Genomic DNA, 16274 nt, shown 5'->3' with positions numbered 1-16274 from the left:
CCGGGCACCTATCCCACCGCGAGGCACCAATGAACCAGATGGCCACCATCGATGACTCGGTATACGGCACCAAGGACGCCTTCGTCTCGGTGCTGACCGACCGCTCCATCAACTTCGACCGCGAAGCCGAGTTTGCGCTGCAGGCGCTGTACGGCAACGACTACGCGATGAAGATTGCCAACAGCAACCGGCAGTCGGTCATCAACGCCGTGGTCAACATCGCGGCCATCGGCATCAGCCTGAACCCGGCGAAGAAGCAGGCATACCTGGTCCCGCGCGACGGCAAGATCTGCCTGGACATCAGCTACATGGGGCTGATGGACCTGGCCATCGACTCCGGGTCGATCCGCTGGGGCCAAGCCGAGCTGGTCTACGAAAACGACACGTTCGTTATGAACGGGATCGACCAGCAGCCCACGCACCGACGCGACCCGTTCGCCAAGGACCGGGGCGAAATCGTTGGCGTCTACGTGGTGGTGAAGACCGCCGACGGGGACTACCTCACCGGGGCAATGTCGGTCGATCAGGTCAATGAGATCCGCGACCGCTCGGCTGCGTGGAAGGCATGGATTTCGAAGCAGAAGTCGTGCCCGTGGCTGACCGACTGGGGCGAAATGGCGAAGAAGACGGTGGTCAAGCGCGAGTACAAGTACTGGCCAAAGACCGAGCGTCTGGCCACCGCGATCCACCACCTCAATACCGAGGGCGACGAGGGATTGGCGGTGCTGAGTGGCCAAGTCGTGGGCGCTGCCGCGCTTCCGCCGCCGGAGGACACCGAAGAGCGCCGCGCTCTGTACGCCAGCCTGCAGGACATCGCCACGGCCGGCATGGAAGCACTCTCCGAATCGTGGGGGAGGCTGACCCCGCAGCAGCGCAAGATGATCGGCGGTGCCGGCCTGGACGCGCTCAAGGCTGAGGCCGAGAAGGCCGGTGCCGAGGTGGTCGACGTCGAGAGCAGCGAGGCGCAGGCATGATCCTCTATCCCTGCGACCAGGGCAGCCTCGAGTGGCACCGTGCCCGCGCCGGCGTCATCACCGCTAGCATGTTCAGCACGGCCCGCAAGCGCGTGGGCGAGCTTGACGAGCGGCAGAGCCAGTACGTTGCCGCTGTGCGCGCTGGCACGCCCGAGAAGGCGGCAGCGGCTGCGGCCGGGTACAAGGTGCTGCCGAAGTCCGCGATCATCGAAAAGGCGCTGCGCGGCGAGCCCGTGGGCGACTACAGCGAAGAGGCCAAGAACTACGCGTTCCGCCTGGCCATTGAGCGCATCAGCGGTGAGCCGCTGGACGAAGGTTTCGAGACGTTCGCCATGCGCCGTGGCAAGGACCTGGAGCCAGCCGCCCGGGCCGAGCACGAGGTGCAGTCCGGTTTGATCGTGCAGCGCGCCGGCTTCGTGCTCAGCGACTGCAAGAAGTTTGGCTGCTCGGCCGACGGCCTGATCAGTACCGACGGAGGCTCCGAGTACAAATGCTTCATCAACCCGGAGAAGCTGCGCACCTTCCACGTCGACAACGACGCCAGCGAGGTGTTCGAGCAGGCCCAGGGCTGCATGTGGATCACCGGTCGGCATTGGTGGCACATCGGGCTGTACTGCCCGGCGCTGGAGCCGGTCGGCAAGCAGCTGTGGTGGCGCCGGTTCGAGCGGGACGAAGCATTCATCAGCGAAATGCGCGCGGACCTAGTGCAGTTCAGCCAGATGGTCGACCGCTATGAAGCTGGGCTGCGGGAACCCGCGAAGGCGGCCGCCTGATGGACGCCACGCGCTACCCCACCAGCCAGGAACGCTCGATCCGCGCCGGGCGTACCCGCGCTGCGCTGTACGCGCACGTCGTCGAGGGAAAGCTGGTGACCACCAGCCAGATCGCGAAGCGCGCGGGCGTACCCATCAAGACCGCATACGACCGCGCCAAGCGTGGCCCCTTCCCCCTCACCTGGGCGGCGCTGTGCAGCCGCAGGAAGCTGTCGGCATGAAGAAGCGCTGCACCAGCTGTGAGCGCCGCCTGCGCCTGGAGCAGTTCGCCAGCGACGGCAAGCGCGGCAAGTCCGCCACCTGCACCGCTTGCGCCACCGACAAGCGCCGCATGCGCGATCCCCTGCCGCCGATCCCGCGTGATCCGGCGCAGGTCCACATCAACAACGCTTTCAACCTGTGGCACGGGCCGGTGAGCCGCGTGCTGCTACGGAGCCACGCATGACCAGCATTCACGCACAGCCGGTGTTCGACGCTGCCACCGCGCGCGAGAAGGCGCAGCAGGCCGAGCAGCTGGCCGCCGAGATCGCAGCGTTCCAGCGCGGCGGCGGCAAGGTCCAGATCCTGGGCAACACCCCAATCGACACGACCTCCATCAGCCGCCGCCAGGTGGTTGAGGGTGGCGCCGACCGTCGCAAGGCCAAGAAGGGAGCGAACGAATGAGCCGCCAGCAAGCCACCCGCGCGCCGAAGCGCAACGACGGTTTCTCCTGGGGTCGGTTCCCCGTTGGCAGCACCGGCACCGTCACCTACCGGCTGTTCCGCCGCGACCACAAGGGCGCGCTGCACATGTCGATCCTGAACTTCTACCCGGCCCGCGACCGCCGCGCCGACATTGCCGTGGCCCTGCGGCACGCCTGCCACCAGCTGCGCGATCGCGTGGATGAAATCAACCTTGCCGCAATGGGAGTGGCAGCATGAACACCGAGATCAGTAATGCAGCAGTTCCTGGCGCGCCGACCCACTGCAAGGAGTGCGGCAGCACCGAGTTGGAATGGTTCTCACATGTGCGCATTCTCAACGCCGTGCAGCAGGGGCAGCTCAATACCCACGACGTGGGTTGCGTGTTCGTGCTTGGCTGCATTGAATGCTCCGAGTCGCTGAGCATTGTGAAAGCCGAAGATGTTGCTGGGCTGTTGAATGCCGCCCCTCCCGCTCAGGGCATCGACCTGGGCCAGGTCCGTGAGGCAGTAGAAATGGCAATGGAAGTGCCGATCAAGGATCGGACACAGCGACAGCGCCTGGCGGGTCTGCTGGCCCTGATCGACAGCCAGCCCACCCTGTCCAACGCCACCCCACCGCAGGACCTGCGAACGCAGCTGGGCGAGGTGCGCTGATGCCCGACGTCATGCTCTACCCGCTGAAGTACCTGATCGCCGGGTTCCTGCTGCTGATCGGTTGGCTGGCGTTCTGGCTGGTGGCCACGATCTGGCGCGCGGCCGTGGCAGCGCTGCGGTGGTGCTGGCGCCGGACGGTGGCCCATGGCTGATCTGGCACTCGACTTCGGCGACGCGGTGCAGCGCACTGCGCACGACTTGGCCAGCATGGAAGGCGTGGACCTGGCCAAGGCGCGGCCGGCCGTGGTTCGGCTTTGGGAAGCCCGCGGGCTGGCGTTGCACCACCTGTCCGCCGGCGACATGGCCGAAGCACTGAAGGTGATGGCGCATGCCACGGGCGGTGCCCGATGATCCACGTTGGCGACTGCCTTGAGGTGATGCGCGGCATGGCCGATCGGTCCGTGCAAACCTGCATCACCAGCCCGCCGTACTTTGGACTGCGCGACTACGGCGTCGACGGTCAGATCGGGCTGGAGGCCACTCCGGGCGAGTTCGTCGGCCGCCTGGTCGAAGTGTTCCGGGAAGTGAGGCGCCTGCTGCGCGACGACGGCACCCTGTGGCTGAACCTGGGCGACAGCTATGCGAGCAAACCCAACGGCAGTGTCGGTGCCACCGGCCTGCAAGGCGGCCTATCGCCCCACGTGTCCGTCCGTCAGGCCCACGCTCGCCGCTCGGCGCGCATCCCGGACGGGCTGAAGCACAAGGACCTGATGGGCATCCCGTGGCGCGTTGCCTTTGCGCTGCAGGAGGACGGCTGGTATCTGCGCCAGGACATCATCTGGTCGAAGCCGAACCCGATGCCCGAGAGCGTGGAGGACCGCTGCACGAAAGCGCATGAATACCTGTTTCTGCTGAGCAAGTCGTCCGATTACTACTACGACCAGAACTCAATCCGTGAGCAGGCAGCACCGAGCAGCGTCGCCAGGTGGGCACAGAACCTGGATGGCCAAGCCGGCAGCGACCGTGTCCCGGGGAAAACCAACGGTGCGATGAAAGCGGTCGGCGGGCGGTCGAAGCGGGACACCTTTGCTCGAGCTGGCAAGGTCGCGGACCACGTGGTGCCTGGCCAATCGGCTGCCCAGCACCGCTCCGACCGCGAGGAAGACACCTTCGACATTGCCTCGCGTAACAAGCGCAGCGTATGGACGGTGCCGACCATGCCCTTTAAAGAGGCGCACTTCGCGACGTTCCCGGAGCGCCTGATCGAACCTTGCGTGTTGGCCGGTGCGCCTGCCGGGGGGGTGGTCCTTGACCCCTTCATGGGCGCAGGCACGACGGCGGTGGTCGCAGAGCGCCTTGGGCGCCGCTGGGTGGGCTGCGAGTTGAATCCCGAATACGCCGCGATCGCCGAGGCGCGCATCCGGATTGCACAGCCGGGTCTACCACTGGGAGCCATCGCATGAACCCGCAGCTCTTCCCCCGCCAACCGCGCCGCATGAAACAGCCGGCCAAGGACATGCTGCGCGAGCAGCTGGTGCTGGCTGCAGATGAAGTGATCCGCCTGCGCGCGGAGAACCTGGCACTGCGCGACGCCGCACACCAGGCTGCCGAGCAGCTGCGCGCTGCCGTGGCCACGAAGTAACAGGAGAAAATCAGCATGGCCGACAGCCCCTACCTGTCCCGCGACGACATCAAGGACCTGTGCCGCACGCCGCAGCGGAAGCGCCAGGCTGCGTTCCTGATCCAGAACGGGATCAGGCACTATCTCGACGCACACGGCTGGCCCGTGGTGCTGTGGTCCGCGATCGAGGGAACCCCGGAGCCGAAGAAGGCGCCGGCCGAATGGAAACCGAACAAGGCAGCGTGATGGGAAGGAAGCCGACCAACCCCGGGGCGATCCCCAGGTTCCGCAGGCGCCGGCAGAAGTCCGGCGTGGTGCACTACTACTACGACCACGGCGGCAAGCCTCGGAAAGAGACGCCGCTGGGTAGCGACTACGGCCTGGCCATCAAGGCATGGGCCGAGCTCGAGCATGCCAGCACCATTCCCGCCGGCGCCGCGCTGACCTTCCGGCAGGCTGCTGACCGCTACCGCGCCGAGGTCATACCCACCAAGGCGCCCGGCACCCAAACCGTGAACCTGCGCGAGCTGGATACGCTGCTGCGGTTCTTCGACGATCCGCCTGGCCCACTGGAAGCGATCCGCCCCGTGCACGTCTTCAACTACCTGCAGTGGCGCAAGGCGAAGGTCAGCGCGAACCGCGAGAAAGCCCTGCTCTCGCACCTGTGGAACTGGTGCCGGAAGAAGGGCTACACCGACCTGCCCAACCCCTGCGCCGGCGTGAACCGCAACCGCGAGCGAGGGCGCGACGTGTACGTGGACGACGAGGTGCTGCAGGCGGTGTACGACGCCGCCGATCAGGTGCTGCGCGATGCGATCGACCTGGCCTACCTCACCGGTCAGCGACCGGCAGACGTGCGCGATCTGGACCGGCGCCACATCAAGAACGGCGTGCTGAGCTTCCGCCAGGCGAAAACCCGCGCACCCATCCAGCTGTCGATCACCGGCGAGCTGAAGGTGCTGATCGACCGGCTCCTGGCACGCAAGCCGCCGGAGGGTGCGCCGATCAGCACGCGGCTGCTGCTGGGTGAGGACTGGCTGCCGATCGGGAAGGATGCACTGCGCTACCGCTTCGACCGTGCGCGCGAGCGCGCGGGCATCGAGAAGGACGCCTTCCAGTTCCGCGACCTGCGGGCCAAGGCCGGTACCGACAAGGCCGATTCGGCCGGCGACATCAGGCAGGCGCAGCAGCAGCTCGGCCATCAGTCGGTGACCACCACCGAGATCTACGTGCGGAAACGCAAGGGCGCATTGACCACGCCGACGAGGTGACCGCAGGCCGCCATGCCCTCGTGATTCCAGTCGATTGCGGAGCGGCCCCAAAAATTGCGGAGCGAAAAAAAGGCTCCGGATCGCTCCGAAGCCTTGGTAATGCTGGTGGGCCGTGATGGATTCGAACCATCGACCAAAAGATTAAAAGTCTTCTGCTCTACCGACTGAGCTAACGGCCCATTGCATGCCCCGACTTCGCGCCGGGGGTGCGCATTCTAACCCATCTTGCGCCGCAGGCGTACCCCGGCGCGTCACGATCAGGCGTAGCGGGTCGGGTCCGGCACGCCGGCGTCGGCGAAGCCTTGGGCGCGCAGGCGGCAGGCGTCGCAGTGGCCGCAGGCCGCACCCGTGTCGTCGGCGTTGTAGCAGGAGACGGTGAGGCCGAAGTCCACGCCCAGGCGCACGCCTTCACGCACGATGTCGGCCTTGCTCAGGAACTGCAGCGGGGCGTGCACCTGGATGCCCGCCCCTTCCACGCCGGCCTTGGTGGCCAGGTTGGCCAGGGTCTGGAAGGCGCTGATGAACTCGGGGCGGCAGTCCGGATAGCCGGAGTAGTCCACCGCGTTGACGCCGCAGAAGATGTCGTTGGCGCCGAGCACTTCGGCCCAGCCCAGCGCGACCGAAAGCATGATGGTGTTGCGGGCCGGCACGTAGGTGACCGGGATGCCCTCGCCGCCCGCTTCGGGCACGTCGATGTCGTCGGTCAGGGCCGAACCGCCGATGCTGCGCAGGTCGACGTTGACGGTCTTGTGCGCGGCCACGCCCAGCGCCTTGGCCACTGCGGCGGCGGCATCCAGTTCGGAGGTGTGGCGCTGGCCGTATCGGACGCTCAGGGCGTGCACGGCGAAGCCCTGCTCGCGGGCCATGGCGACGACGGCGGCGGAATCCATGCCGCCGGACAGGAGGACAACTGCGTTCTTCATGAGGGTGTTTCCGGTGGGTTGCGGGAAAGCCAGCACGCTGTCCCGCGCCGGTACATCAGGGGCGTTCGAACGGGCTCAGCGACCCGGCTCGTCGTCCCACAGAAGCTTGTGCAGCTGCATCTGGAAGCGTACGGGCAAGCGGTCTTCGACGATCCAGTCGGCCAGCTCGCGCGGCGTGACCTGGCCCTTGCTGGGCGAGAACAGCACCATGCTGCGCTCGTTCAAGCGGTGCTCGCGTACCATCGCGCGTGCCCACTCGTAGTCCTCGCGACTGCACAGCACGAACTTGATCTGGTCGCGGCGGGTCAGCAGCGGCAGGTTTTCCAGGCGATTGCGCGCCATTTCGCCCGAACCGGGCGTCTTGAGGTCGACCACGCGAGAGACGCGGGGGTCCACGCCGCTGACGTCCAGTGCGCCCGAGGTCTCCAGCGAGACGTCCATGCCGGCCTCGCACAGCTTCTCCAGCAGCACCAGGCAGCGCTTCTGCGCCAGCGGCTCACCACCGGTCACGCAGACGTGCTGCACGCCCTGGGCCAGCACCTCGGCCACGATCGCGTCGATGTCCCACCAGGTACCGCCGTGGAAGGCGTAGGCGGTGTCGCAGTAGGTGCAGCGCAGCGGGCAGCCGGTCAGGCGCACGAACACGGTCGGCCAGCCGGCGGCATCGGCTTCGCCCTGCAGCGAGGTGAAGATCTCGGTGATCTTCAGGCGCGGCAGCGGGGATTGCACGATCTCGCTCGGGGTGGCGACGGCGTCGGGCGTGGTGGTGGTCATGATGGGAATCAGAGATTGCGTGTGTCGGAAACGACAGCAGCCACGCAGGGCGTGGCTCTACCGGGGTGTGGCGTCCGTGGTTCAGGCCGATCGCGTCGGTGCCAACGGGGAATTATACCGGCCTGGGCCGGGGGCTGCCTCAGCGGATCTGCTGGCCGAGGCGGATGGCCTGCAGACGGTCCTGCGCGGTGCGCGCGGCATCCGAGCCGGGATAGGTGTTGACGACCTGCTCCAGGGTGGCCTGGGCTTCGTCGATCCTGCCTTCGCCATACTGCGAAAGGCCGACCTTGAGCAGGCCACCAGAGGCCTTGTCGTGGGTCGGGTAGCGCGCCAGGAGGTCGCGAAACTGCGCCTCGGCGAGCGGGAAATTACGGGTGGCGTAGTAGCTCTCACCCAGCCAGTACAGGGCATTGGGGGTGTAGACGCCATTCGGGTACAGCTCCAGGAAGCTCAGGAACAGCTGCGCGGAGTCGTCGTACTTGCCGGCCTTGAGCGAATCGAAGGCGACATTGTAGGCAGTGCGCTCGTCGCCGCTGGCGGCCAGGCTGCCCGGATCGCCGTGTACGGAAGGCGGCCGCTCGGTGGCGGCCGCTGCCGGTACGGCGGGCTTGGGTGCAGCAGCGGGTGCATTCGGGGCCGGAGCGGCCGGCAGAATCGGGGCGCTGCCCCCTTCAATACGGTTCAGACGCCCGTCCAGGTCCAGGTACTGGTCCTGCGAGGTCTGCTTCAACTGGGCGTTTTCGTGCTGGAGCTGCTCAACGGTGCTCTGCAGCTGCTGCATCTGCTGACGCAGCTGGGTGACCTGGTTCAACAGGTCCTGGTTGGAACTGTTGTTGTAGGCCTGCTGTTCGAGCGCGCCAACGCGGTCGGCCAGGCTCTGCCGCTGGGCCTGCGCCGGTGCGGCAGCCACGAGGGCTGCCGCAACGACCAGCATCAAGGTTTTGATGCCAATGCGCATGGATTACTGCGCGGTGTAGACGATTTCGACGCGACGGTTCTGCGACCAGCAACCTTCGTTCGACTCGGTGCAGACCGGACGCTCTTCACCGTAGGACACGACGGTGATCTGGCTGGCCGAACCACCGTTGGCCTGCAGGGCCGACGACACGGCATTGCCACGACGCTCGCCCAGGGCCTGGTTGTACGCGCGCGAACCGCGCTCGTCGGTGTGGCCCTGCAGGGTCATGCGGGCCGACGGACGGTCACGCAGGTACTTGGCGTGGCAGGCCATCTGGGCCTGGAACTCCGGCTTGATCGCTTCCTGGTCCAGGTCGAACAGCACGACGCGCTGACGCAGGCAGGCGTCGGTGTCCAGGTCGCCCGGGCCGTACAGGCCGGAGGTCGACGGGCCGGTCGGCTGGGTGGTGCTGCCGGTGTCAACCGGAGCTTCCGGAGCTTCCTTGACCTTCTTGGAGCAACCGGCCAGGACGGCCACGGACAACAGGGAGACAAGCAAAACGCGGGAGGTCTTGTTCATGAAATACCTTTGAGGCTCCTAAAGCCGGATGTGGGATGAATACGTGCGGATCTTAACACTCTGTTAGCGCTTTGTACGGTATGGCGACCACGAAGGTTCGCGGACGTCACCGTCGGCCAGCACCAGGCGCTGGCGGACGCGCGCATCAGCCGACACCGCATAGAGCACGCCACGGCCACCTTCGCGGGCGGCGTACAACACCATGCTCGCGTTCGGCGCGAAGGTCGGGGACTCGTCCAGCGAGCCCGGCGACAGCGTGCTCCAGCGCGGGGAACCCAGGCTGCTGTCCATCATCGCGATCTTGTAGGTGTTGCCGCTGCCCTGCGCCACGACCAGCTTCTTGCCGTCGTAGGAGATGCTCGGGGTGGCGTTGTAGTTGCCCTGGAAGGTCACGCGCGAGGCGCTGCCACCGGTGGAGGGCACCTGGTAGATCTGCGGGCGACCGCCACGGTCGGAGGTGAAGTAGACGCTGGAACCGTCTGCGCTCCAGGTCGGCTCGGTGTCGATGGCGAAGTGGTTGGTGAGCTGGGTGAGCTGCTTGCTGCCCAGGTCCATCACGTAGATTTCCGGGTTGCCGCTGCGCGACAGCGACAGGGCCAGGCGGCGGCCGTCCGGGGAGAACGAGGGGGCGCTGTTGATGCCGCGGAAGCTGGTGACCAGCTCACGGGCGCCGGTGGAGATGTTCTGGATGTAGATCGCCGAATTGCCACGCTCGAAGCTGACATAGGCCAGGCGGTTGCCGTCCGGGCTCCACGACGGCGACAGCAGCGGCTCGGCCGAGCGGACGATGGTCTGCGGGTTGAAGCCGTCGGAGTCGGCCACCATCAGCGCGTAGCGCATGGCATCGCCCTTGCCGCTGGCGGTGACGTAGGCGATGCGGGTCCAGAAGGCGCCGCGAACGCCGGTGATCTTCTCGTAGATGGCGTCGGCCATCTGGTGGGCGACGTCGCGCATGGCATTGCCACGGGCGGTCATGGCCAGGCCGAGCAGGCGCTCGCCCTTGGGCACGTCGTACAGCTCGTACTCGACCCGGTAGGCGCCGGCGCCGGCGTCCATGACCCGGCCGACCACGATGTAGTTCTGCTTCAGCGCGCGCCAGGTGGCGAACTGGATCTCGCTGCCACGGGTCGGCTTTTCAACGATCTGGGCTTCCGGCAGGGTGCGGAACTGGCCCGAACGCTCCAGGTCGGCGCGTACCACCGAGGCCACGTCGGTCTGCGGCGCGGCGGCCGAGCCCTGGTAGGGCATGGGGACCACGGTGATGGGCAGCGCGGAGGCGTTGCCGCCGATGATGTCGATATCCAGGCCCCTCTGCTGCGCAACGGCGGCAAAAGGCAGCAACAACAAGACCGCGAACACGGCAAACCAGCGAGGCATCTTCTTCATGGGCGCTCTATAGGGGGAAAACCAGAACGAGGGATATCAGCACGGCGGTGAACCGTTTCGCAATGATGAACCAACCGGGTGTGAAATCCGAGTGGTCGCGGCGCTGGAAATCACGGCTCGTTAACGAAACCGCCCGGGACCTCAGTCCTGGGCGGTGAACGTAAAGTTGAGCTGGCGCGCGAATACGGTCTCGAAACCGCGGTAGGGCAGCGGCTGCGCGTTGAGCACCGCCGCTTCGATGGAGCGGCGGCCGGCCTCGTCGAACGGGCAGTCCGGGCTGACCTTGGCCGAGCTCACGTTGCCGCCGGGCAACTGCACGATTTCGATTTTGCAGCGCTGGCCGAACGGCACGTTGTCTGGACGGGTCCACGACGCCAGTACCTTCTGCTGGATGGCCGCAGCGTACTTGGCACGCAGGTCGTCGCTGGTGCCGCCACCACCGGCGGCCGGCTGCGCTGCGCCGGTGGCCCCGGCGGTGGACTGGCCGGTAGCGGCACGCGCGGCGGCCAGCTGGCGCAGCTTCTGCTCGGCCAGCTTGGCTTCCTTCTCGGCCGCCTCGCGGCGGCTGCGGATCTCGGCGATCTTCTTCTGGCGCTCGGCTTCGGCCTTGACGTCGTTGGCCTTCTGCTCCTGCTCGGCCAACTTCTTCTTCTGCGCGGCCTCTTCCTGCTGCTTGGCCAGGCGCAGCTTCTGCTCGGCTTCTTCCACGCGCTTGCGCTCGGTCAGGTCGATCTGCTCCTGGCGACGCTTGGCTTCCTGTTCCTGCTTGGCCTTCTCGGCGGAGATCGACATCGCGTTGACCGCGGCCTGGTCGACCGTGTCCGGCTGGGCGATGCGTTCCTGGGCATTCTGCTGCTGCGGGGTCGGCGCGTCCTGCGGGCGCGGCTCGGGCAGCGGCTGCGGCGGCGGCACGGTGTCTTCCTCCACCGGAATCGGCTCGGCCACCGGTTCGGGCAGGTCCGGCAGCTTTTCCGAGGCGCGCAGCGCCTGGCGGGCAGCGGCAGCCTCCGATGCGCTCAGCTGCAGGCTGGCTTCAATCGCCGGGTCGCCTGCTGCCGCTTCGGTGGAACGCTGCGGCGACCACAGCCACGCGGCGATGAACACCATCGCCAGCAGCAGATGCACGAGGATCGCCAGCGCGATCGGCAGACCCCACTGTTCCTCGGGCTGGCGCTGCGGGGGCAGGACGTCAGTTTGCATCGGTCGCCAGACCCACCTTTTCCACGTTGGCGCGCTTGATCACGTCCATGGCGGCCACGACCTTTTCGTAGGCCACGGCCTTGTCGGCAGCGACGATCACGCGCAGGTTCTTGTCCTGCGCGGCCATCGCGCCAAGCTTGGCCTGGAGTTCGGCGGCCTCCATCGGCGCCGGGTCCTTGGCTTCGGGCAGCTTCAGGCTCAGCTGGCCGTCCAGGCGGACCGAGACGATCACCGGGTCCTGCTTGCTTTCCAGGGCCTTGGCCTGCGAGCTGGGCAGGTCCACTTCAAAGCTCAGGGTGAGCAGCGGCGCGGTGACCATGAAGATGATCAGCAGCACCAGCATGACGTCGATGTACGGCACGACGTTGATTTCGGATTTGAGCTTGCGGCGCTTGCGGCGGCCGATGGCAGCGGTCATGGCAGAGTCCTTGTGCTGGGCGCTTACTCGTCGCCTGCGGACTGGCGCTGCAGGATCGAGCTGAACTCTTCGGCGAAGGTTTCAAAGCGGACCGACAGGCGCTCGACGCGGGTGGTGAAGCGGTTGTAGGCCCACACCGCCGGAATGGCCACGAACAGGCCGATGGCGGTGGCGAACAGCGCTTCGGAAATACCCGGGGCGACCGAGGCGATACCGGCCTGCTCGCCGCTGTTGATCATGTCGTGCATGGTCACCATGATGCCGAACACGGTGCCGACCAGGCCCACGTACGGCGCGGTGGAACCGATGTTGGCCAGCAGCTCCAGGCTGCGCTCCATCTGGTCCACTTCGCGGGTGTAGGTGGTGCGCATGGCGCGCTGGGCGCCTTCCAGCTGGGCGCGGCCGTCCAGGCGGCGCTTGTCGCGCAGGCGGGTGAACTCGCGGAAGCCCGCTTCGAAGATCGCCTCCAGCCCGCCCACCTTGCGGTTGCGGTCGGTGGCGGCGCTGTACAGCTTGCCCAGGTCCGCACCGGACCAGAAGCGGCTTTCGAACTCGTCGGCCTCACGGTTGGCGGCGTTGAACACGCGCGCCTTGCGGAAGATGATCACCCAGCTGATGAACGAGCCGACCAGCAGCAGCAGCACGATGATCTTCACCGGCAAACTGGCCTTGATCATCAGGTCCAGGTAATTGATGCCACCGCCGTGCGCGGCCTGGGCGACGGTCTGCGACGCGGCGCTGGTGACTTCCTGCGGCAGCGCTTCGACCACCGTGGCCTGCAGGGCCAAAAGCATTGCGATCATCCGTTGTTCCTCAATATGCGGCTGTTTGAATAACGTGGGGTTTCAGCGCGGCGTGGAGAGCATCGTCCATGCCGCGCGGCTTGAATGTGGAGGCGTCCAATGCCGCGATCTTCACCTGCGCGGTCAGCAGCGTTTCATCGCCGCGACACACCGCCTGTTCGAACACCATGCTGGCGCGCTTGCACTGCACCAGCGTGGCGGTCACCAGCAGCGCGTCGTCCAGCCGCGCCGGCTTCAGGAACTCGAGGGTCATCGACCGGACCGCGAACACCAGGCCATGCTCGGTGCGGGTGCGTTCCTGGCCGTACCCCAGCGCCCGCATCCATTCGGTGCGTGCCCGTTCCATGAAGGCCACGTAGCGGGCGTGGTAGACCACGCCGCCAGCGTCGGTATCTTCCCAATATATGCGTGTCGGCCAACTGAACCGCGCGTCAACCGGCATCGGGGACCTCCGCGAACAGGTCGGCCGGCGGGTTCTTCGGCTTCAGGCCCAGGTGGCGGTACGCCTTGTGGGTGGCCATGCGGCCGCGCGCGGTGCGCACCAGGAAGCCCTGCTGGATCAGGTAGGGTTCGACCACGTCTTCCAGCGTGCCGCGCTCCTCGGAGAGCGCTGCGGCCATCGATTCCACGCCGACCGGGCCGCCGTCGAAATAGTCGATCAGGGTGCGCAGCATGCGCCGGTCGAGGTCGTCGAAGCCTTCCGGGTCGACCTTCAGCATCTGCATGGCGGCCTGCGCCACGTCCTGGTCGATATGCCCGTTGGCCTTGACCTGGGCGTAGTCGCGCACGCGGCGCAGCAGCCGGTTGGCGATACGCGGGGTTCCGCGCGAACGGCGTGCGATTTCCGCCGCGCCTTCGGCGGTGCAGTCGATGCCGAGGATCGCCGCCGAGCGCCGGACGATCTTCGTCAGCTCCTCGGGGGTGTAGAACTCCAGCCGGTGCACGATGCCGAAGCGGTCGCGCAGCGGCGCGGTCAGCAGGCCGGCACGGGTGGTGGCGCCGATCAGGGTGAACGGCGGCAGGTCGATCTTGATCGAGCGCGCCGCAGGGCCCTCGCCGATCATGATGTCGATCTGGAAATCTTCCATCGCCGGGTACAGCACTTCTTCCACCACCGGCGACAGGCGGTGGATTTCGTCCACGAACAGCACGTCGTGGGGCTGCAGGTTGGTGAGCAGCGCGGCCAGGTCGCCGGCCTTTTCGATCACCGGCCCGGAGGTGACCCGCAGCGCCACGCCCAGCTCGTTGGCGATCACGTGGCTCAGGGTGGTCTTGCCCAGGCCGGGCGGCCCGAAGATCAGCACATGGTCCAGCGCATCGCCACGGGCCTTGGCCGCTTCGATGTAGATCGACAGCTGCTCGCGCACGGGCGCCTGGCCAAGGTAGTCGGCCATGCGCTTGGGGCGGATGCTGGCGTCGGTGGTGTCATCCTCGCGGGTGGCACCGGCGCCAATGATGCGGTCGTCGGTCATTTCCCGATTATGAGGCAAAAAGACGCGAATTCGACGTAGTGCCGGCCGCCGGCCGGCTCCCCGTCAAATTTCGACCTGCGCGCCCAATTCCACGAGACGATTCCCCGGAATCCGGAAGAACCCGGTCGCCGGTGCCGCGTTCCGGTGCATCAGCGCGAACAGCTTGTCGCGCCAGATCGGCATGCCGCGGTTGGCGGTGGCCACGATGGTCTCGCGGCTGGCGAAGAAGGTGGTGTCCATCGGGTCGAAGTAGATCCCGCCGCGGTCGCACGAGCGCATCAGCGCCAGCGGCACGTCCGGGGTCTCCATGAAGCCGAAACGCACGAACACGCGGTAGAACTCATCGCCCACCGACTCGATCTTCAACCGCTGGCCTTCCATCGCGTAGGGAATGGGCAGGGTCTCCACGTGCAGGAACACGTTGCGCTCGTGCAGCACCTTGTTGTGCTTGAGGTTGTGCATCAGCGCATGCGGGGCCACCGAAGGGTCGGCGGTGAGGAACACCGCGGTGCCCGGCACGCGTACCGGCGGGGCCAGCATCAGCCCCGGCAGGAACGTATCCAGGCGGATGCCGTCCTTGCGGATCTCATCGCGCAGCAGCTCGCGGCCACGCCGCCAGGTGCGCATCATGGTGAACAGCACGATGCCCAGCACCACCGGGAACCAGGCGCCCTGCAGCAGCTTGGCGCCGTTGGCGATCACGAAGCCCAGGTCGATGATGAAGAACACCACGCACAGCGGAATGATCCAGTAGCGCGAGGTCGGCCACAGCGCGCGGGCGACCAGGACCAGCAGCAGGGTGTCGATCAGCATGGTCGCCGACACCGAGATGCCGTAGGCCACCGCCAGGTTGGACGAGCTGCGGAAGGCCAGCACCAGGCCGATCACCATCACCGCGATGCCCCAGTTGATGCCCGGAATGTAGATCTGGCCGATGGTGTCGTGCGAGGTATGGGTGATGCGCATGCGCGGGATGTAACCCAGCTGCATGGCCTGGCGCGAGACCGAGAACGCGCCGGTGATCACCGACTGCGAGGCGATCACCGCGGCCATGGTGGCCAGGATGATCATCGGGTACAGCGCCCAGTCCGGCACCGCCTCGAAGAACGGGTTCTTCACCGCGCCGGGGTCGTTGAGCACCAGCGCGCCCTGCCCCAGGTAGTTCAGCACCAGGCACGGCAGCACGAAGAAGTACCAGGCGTGGCGGATGGGCTTTGCGCCGAAGTGGCCCATGTCTGCATACAGCGCCTCGCCACCGGTCACCGCCAGCACCACCGCGCCGAGGATGAAGATGCCGTGCCAGCCGTGGTCCATGAAGAAGCGCACCGCCCAGATCGGGTTGAAGGCCTTCAGCACTTCCGGGGCGTCAACGATGTTCCAGATGCCGATCGCAGCCAGCGAAACGAACCATACCGAGGTGATCGGCCCGAACGCCTTGCCGATCTTCTCGGTGCCGAAGCGCTGCGCGGCGAACACCAGCAGCAGCACCACCACGGTGATCGGCACGATGAACGCATGCAACCCAGGCGCGGCCACTTCCAGGCCCTCCACCGCGCCGAGCACGGAGATGGCCGGGGTGATCACCCCGTCGCCGAAGAACAGCGAGGCGCCGAAGATGCCCAGGATGCCGACCACGTAGGCCGAGCGCGAGCCGTTGCGCATGGTGCGCTGGGTCAGCGCCATCAGCGCCATGATGCCGCCCTCGCCGTCGTTGTCGGCGCGCATGATGATGGTGACGTACTTCAGGGTCACCACCAGCATCAGCGCCCAGAACGCGAGCGAGAGCACACCCAGCACGGTGTCGTGGTTGCCGACCAGGCCGTAGTGCTCGGAGAAGGCTTCCTTCAGGGTGTACAGCGGACTGGTGCCGATGTCGCCGAACACCACGCCGATCGCACCGACCATC

24 protein-coding genes and 1 tRNA gene are annotated in these 16274 nt (G+C 66.8%); 13 read left to right on the top strand and 12 right to left on the bottom strand.

Translation table 11 applies throughout. The features are described from left to right. Positions 1-29 precede the first annotated feature (29 nt). From C2U58_RS07620 to C2U58_RS07565, 13 genes are read left to right on the top strand one after another with little or no spacing between them, the layout of a single operon-like run. Positions 30-974 (top strand): recombinase RecT, encoded by a 945-nt coding sequence (locus C2U58_RS07620; protein WP_102945274.1) that lies wholly within the window; start codon positions 30-32, stop codon positions 972-974. Beyond that, positions 971-1747, top strand: a complete 777-nt coding sequence (locus C2U58_RS07615) for a lambda exonuclease family protein (protein WP_102945273.1) — start codon at positions 971-973, stop codon at positions 1745-1747. The genes C2U58_RS07620 and C2U58_RS07615 overlap by 4 nt, the downstream gene beginning before the upstream one ends. After that, a complete protein-coding gene (locus C2U58_RS07610) occupies positions 1747-1968 on the top strand; it encodes a hypothetical protein (RefSeq protein ID WP_102945272.1) in 222 nt (73 codons plus the stop codon). The genes C2U58_RS07615 and C2U58_RS07610 overlap by 1 nt, the downstream gene beginning before the upstream one ends. Continuing rightward, positions 1965-2192, top strand: a complete 228-nt coding sequence (locus C2U58_RS07605; RefSeq protein WP_146033426.1) for a hypothetical protein — start codon at positions 1965-1967, stop codon at positions 2190-2192. The genes C2U58_RS07610 and C2U58_RS07605 overlap by 4 nt, the downstream gene beginning before the upstream one ends. Beyond that, a complete protein-coding gene (locus C2U58_RS07600) occupies positions 2189-2410 on the top strand; it encodes a hypothetical protein (protein WP_102945270.1) in 222 nt (73 codons plus the stop codon). The genes C2U58_RS07605 and C2U58_RS07600 overlap by 4 nt, the downstream gene beginning before the upstream one ends. After that, positions 2407-2667: a hypothetical protein gene (locus C2U58_RS07595; protein WP_102945269.1), complete on the top strand. Its 261-nt coding sequence runs from the start codon at positions 2407-2409 to the stop codon at positions 2665-2667. The genes C2U58_RS07600 and C2U58_RS07595 overlap by 4 nt, the downstream gene beginning before the upstream one ends. Continuing rightward, on the top strand, positions 2664-3083 hold the full coding sequence (locus tag C2U58_RS07590; protein WP_102945268.1) for a hypothetical protein: 420 nt from the start codon (positions 2664-2666) through the stop codon (positions 3081-3083). The genes C2U58_RS07595 and C2U58_RS07590 overlap by 4 nt, the downstream gene beginning before the upstream one ends. Beyond that, a complete protein-coding gene (locus C2U58_RS20040; RefSeq protein WP_172448098.1) occupies positions 3083-3235 on the top strand; it encodes a hypothetical protein in 153 nt (50 codons plus the stop codon). The genes C2U58_RS07590 and C2U58_RS20040 overlap by 1 nt, the downstream gene beginning before the upstream one ends. Further along, positions 3228-3434 (top strand): hypothetical protein, encoded by a 207-nt coding sequence (locus C2U58_RS07585; RefSeq protein WP_102945267.1) that lies wholly within the window; start codon positions 3228-3230, stop codon positions 3432-3434. Before C2U58_RS20040 ends, C2U58_RS07585 begins: the two co-directional genes overlap by 8 nt. Beyond that, complete coding sequence (locus tag C2U58_RS07580) at positions 3431-4486, top strand: site-specific DNA-methyltransferase (protein WP_102945266.1); 1056 nt, start codon at positions 3431-3433, stop codon at positions 4484-4486. Before C2U58_RS07585 ends, C2U58_RS07580 begins: the two co-directional genes overlap by 4 nt. After that, positions 4483-4665, top strand: a complete 183-nt coding sequence (locus C2U58_RS07575) for a hypothetical protein (RefSeq protein ID WP_102945265.1) — start codon at positions 4483-4485, stop codon at positions 4663-4665. The genes C2U58_RS07580 and C2U58_RS07575 overlap by 4 nt, the downstream gene beginning before the upstream one ends. Positions 4666-4680: 15 nt before the next feature. Continuing rightward, positions 4681-4890, top strand: a complete 210-nt coding sequence (locus tag C2U58_RS07570; protein WP_102945264.1) for a DUF4224 domain-containing protein — start codon at positions 4681-4683, stop codon at positions 4888-4890. Then, positions 4890-5915, top strand: a complete 1026-nt coding sequence (locus C2U58_RS07565; protein WP_102945461.1) for a tyrosine-type recombinase/integrase — start codon at positions 4890-4892, stop codon at positions 5913-5915. The genes C2U58_RS07570 and C2U58_RS07565 overlap by 1 nt, the downstream gene beginning before the upstream one ends. 103 nt (positions 5916-6018) lie before the next feature. Here the strand turns inward: C2U58_RS07565 and C2U58_RS07560 are convergent. From C2U58_RS07560 to C2U58_RS07505, 12 genes are all read right to left on the bottom strand, one after another. Beyond that, a tRNA-Lys gene (locus C2U58_RS07560) sits at positions 6019-6094 on the bottom strand. Between the two features lie 78 nt (positions 6095-6172). After that, positions 6173-6838, bottom strand: a complete 666-nt coding sequence (gene queC, locus C2U58_RS07555) for a 7-cyano-7-deazaguanine synthase QueC (RefSeq protein WP_102945263.1) — start codon at positions 6836-6838, stop codon at positions 6173-6175. Positions 6839-6913: 75 nt separating this feature from the next. Further along, positions 6914-7612 carry a 7-carboxy-7-deazaguanine synthase QueE gene (gene queE, locus C2U58_RS07550; RefSeq protein ID WP_102945262.1) on the bottom strand — a complete coding sequence of 233 codons (699 nt, stop codon included), beginning with the start codon at positions 7610-7612 and terminating at the stop codon, positions 6914-6916. 139 nt (positions 7613-7751) lie between these two features. Continuing rightward, entirely contained in the window at positions 7752-8570 is an 819-nt protein-coding gene (ybgF, locus tag C2U58_RS07545) for a tol-pal system protein YbgF (RefSeq protein ID WP_102945261.1), read from the bottom strand. 3 nt (positions 8571-8573) lie between these two features. Beyond that, positions 8574-9089 (bottom strand): peptidoglycan-associated lipoprotein Pal, encoded by a 516-nt coding sequence (pal, locus tag C2U58_RS07540; RefSeq protein WP_070206984.1) that lies wholly within the window; start codon positions 9087-9089, stop codon positions 8574-8576. Between the two features lie 63 nt (positions 9090-9152). Then, positions 9153-10475, bottom strand: coding sequence for a Tol-Pal system beta propeller repeat protein TolB (gene tolB / locus C2U58_RS07535; RefSeq protein WP_102945260.1), 1323 nt, complete (start codon positions 10473-10475; stop codon positions 9153-9155). Between the two features lie 141 nt (positions 10476-10616). Then, a complete protein-coding gene (gene tolA / locus C2U58_RS07530) occupies positions 10617-11675 on the bottom strand; it encodes a cell envelope integrity protein TolA (RefSeq protein WP_102945259.1) in 1059 nt (352 codons plus the stop codon). Continuing rightward, positions 11665-12093, bottom strand: coding sequence for a protein TolR (gene tolR, locus C2U58_RS07525; protein WP_102945258.1), 429 nt, complete (start codon positions 12091-12093; stop codon positions 11665-11667). Before tolR ends, tolA begins: the two co-directional genes overlap by 11 nt. Before the next feature lie 23 nt (positions 12094-12116). Then, positions 12117-12896 (bottom strand): protein TolQ, encoded by a 780-nt coding sequence (tolQ, locus tag C2U58_RS07520; RefSeq protein ID WP_102945257.1) that lies wholly within the window; start codon positions 12894-12896, stop codon positions 12117-12119. Positions 12897-12906: 10 nt separating this feature from the next. Next, entirely contained in the window at positions 12907-13338 is a 432-nt protein-coding gene (gene ybgC / locus C2U58_RS07515; RefSeq protein ID WP_102945256.1) for a tol-pal system-associated acyl-CoA thioesterase, read from the bottom strand. Then, entirely contained in the window at positions 13328-14368 is a 1041-nt protein-coding gene (ruvB, locus tag C2U58_RS07510; RefSeq protein ID WP_070206991.1) for a Holliday junction branch migration DNA helicase RuvB, read from the bottom strand. Before ruvB ends, ybgC begins: the two co-directional genes overlap by 11 nt. 63 nt (positions 14369-14431) lie before the next feature. Next, a complete protein-coding gene (locus C2U58_RS07505; protein WP_253256691.1) occupies positions 14432-16273 on the bottom strand; it encodes a potassium transporter Kup in 1842 nt (613 codons plus the stop codon). Between the last annotated feature and the right edge of the window lies 1 nt (position 16274).

Source organism: Stenotrophomonas sp. VV52 (assembly GCF_002893095.1).
GTDB classification, from domain to species: Bacteria; Pseudomonadota; Gammaproteobacteria; order Xanthomonadales; family Xanthomonadaceae; genus Stenotrophomonas; species Stenotrophomonas aracearum.
The sequence above is the reverse complement of the archived record's forward strand: the minus strand, read 5'-3'. Positions and strand labels throughout refer to the sequence as shown.

Bases quoted from the DNA above. Each gene is read 5' to 3' on its own strand.
- C2U58_RS07580 (WP_102945266.1), top strand. From the start codon at position 3,431: ATGATCCACGTTGGCGACTGCCTTGAGGTGATGCGCGGCATGGCCGAT.
- C2U58_RS07505 (WP_253256691.1), bottom strand. From the start codon at position 16,273: ATGGTCGGTGCGATCGGCGTGGTGTTCGGCGACATCGGCACCAGTCCG.
- pal (WP_070206984.1), bottom strand. From the start codon at position 9,089: ATGAACAAGACCTCCCGCGTTTTGCTTGTCTCCCTGTTGTCCGTGGCC.
- queE (WP_102945262.1), bottom strand. From the start codon at position 7,612: ATGACCACCACCACGCCCGACGCCGTCGCCACCCCGAGCGAGATCGTG.
- C2U58_RS07575 (WP_102945265.1), top strand. From the start codon at position 4,483: ATGAACCCGCAGCTCTTCCCCCGCCAACCGCGCCGCATGAAACAGCCG.
- C2U58_RS07585 (WP_102945267.1), top strand. From the start codon at position 3,228: ATGGCTGATCTGGCACTCGACTTCGGCGACGCGGTGCAGCGCACTGCG.
- C2U58_RS07620 (WP_102945274.1), top strand. From the start codon at position 30: ATGAACCAGATGGCCACCATCGATGACTCGGTATACGGCACCAAGGAC.
- C2U58_RS20040 (WP_172448098.1), top strand. From the start codon at position 3,083: ATGCCCGACGTCATGCTCTACCCGCTGAAGTACCTGATCGCCGGGTTC.
- queC (WP_102945263.1), bottom strand. From the start codon at position 6,838: ATGAAGAACGCAGTTGTCCTCCTGTCCGGCGGCATGGATTCCGCCGCC.
- C2U58_RS07610 (WP_102945272.1), top strand. From the start codon at position 1,747: ATGGACGCCACGCGCTACCCCACCAGCCAGGAACGCTCGATCCGCGCC.
- C2U58_RS07605 (WP_146033426.1), top strand. From the start codon at position 1,965: ATGAAGAAGCGCTGCACCAGCTGTGAGCGCCGCCTGCGCCTGGAGCAG.
- ybgF (WP_102945261.1), bottom strand. From the start codon at position 8,570: ATGCGCATTGGCATCAAAACCTTGATGCTGGTCGTTGCGGCAGCCCTC.
- tolQ (WP_102945257.1), bottom strand. From the start codon at position 12,896: ATGATCGCAATGCTTTTGGCCCTGCAGGCCACGGTGGTCGAAGCGCTG.
- C2U58_RS07600 (WP_102945270.1), top strand. From the start codon at position 2,189: ATGACCAGCATTCACGCACAGCCGGTGTTCGACGCTGCCACCGCGCGC.
- ybgC (WP_102945256.1), bottom strand. From the start codon at position 13,338: ATGCCGGTTGACGCGCGGTTCAGTTGGCCGACACGCATATATTGGGAA.
- C2U58_RS07595 (WP_102945269.1), top strand. From the start codon at position 2,407: ATGAGCCGCCAGCAAGCCACCCGCGCGCCGAAGCGCAACGACGGTTTC.
- C2U58_RS07565 (WP_102945461.1), top strand. From the start codon at position 4,890: ATGGGAAGGAAGCCGACCAACCCCGGGGCGATCCCCAGGTTCCGCAGG.
- C2U58_RS07570 (WP_102945264.1), top strand. From the start codon at position 4,681: ATGGCCGACAGCCCCTACCTGTCCCGCGACGACATCAAGGACCTGTGC.
- ruvB (WP_070206991.1), bottom strand. From the start codon at position 14,368: ATGACCGACGACCGCATCATTGGCGCCGGTGCCACCCGCGAGGATGAC.
- tolA (WP_102945259.1), bottom strand. From the start codon at position 11,675: ATGCAAACTGACGTCCTGCCCCCGCAGCGCCAGCCCGAGGAACAGTGG.
- C2U58_RS07615 (WP_102945273.1), top strand. From the start codon at position 971: ATGATCCTCTATCCCTGCGACCAGGGCAGCCTCGAGTGGCACCGTGCC.
- C2U58_RS07590 (WP_102945268.1), top strand. From the start codon at position 2,664: ATGAACACCGAGATCAGTAATGCAGCAGTTCCTGGCGCGCCGACCCAC.
- tolR (WP_102945258.1), bottom strand. From the start codon at position 12,093: ATGACCGCTGCCATCGGCCGCCGCAAGCGCCGCAAGCTCAAATCCGAA.
- tolB (WP_102945260.1), bottom strand. From the start codon at position 10,475: ATGAAGAAGATGCCTCGCTGGTTTGCCGTGTTCGCGGTCTTGTTGTTG.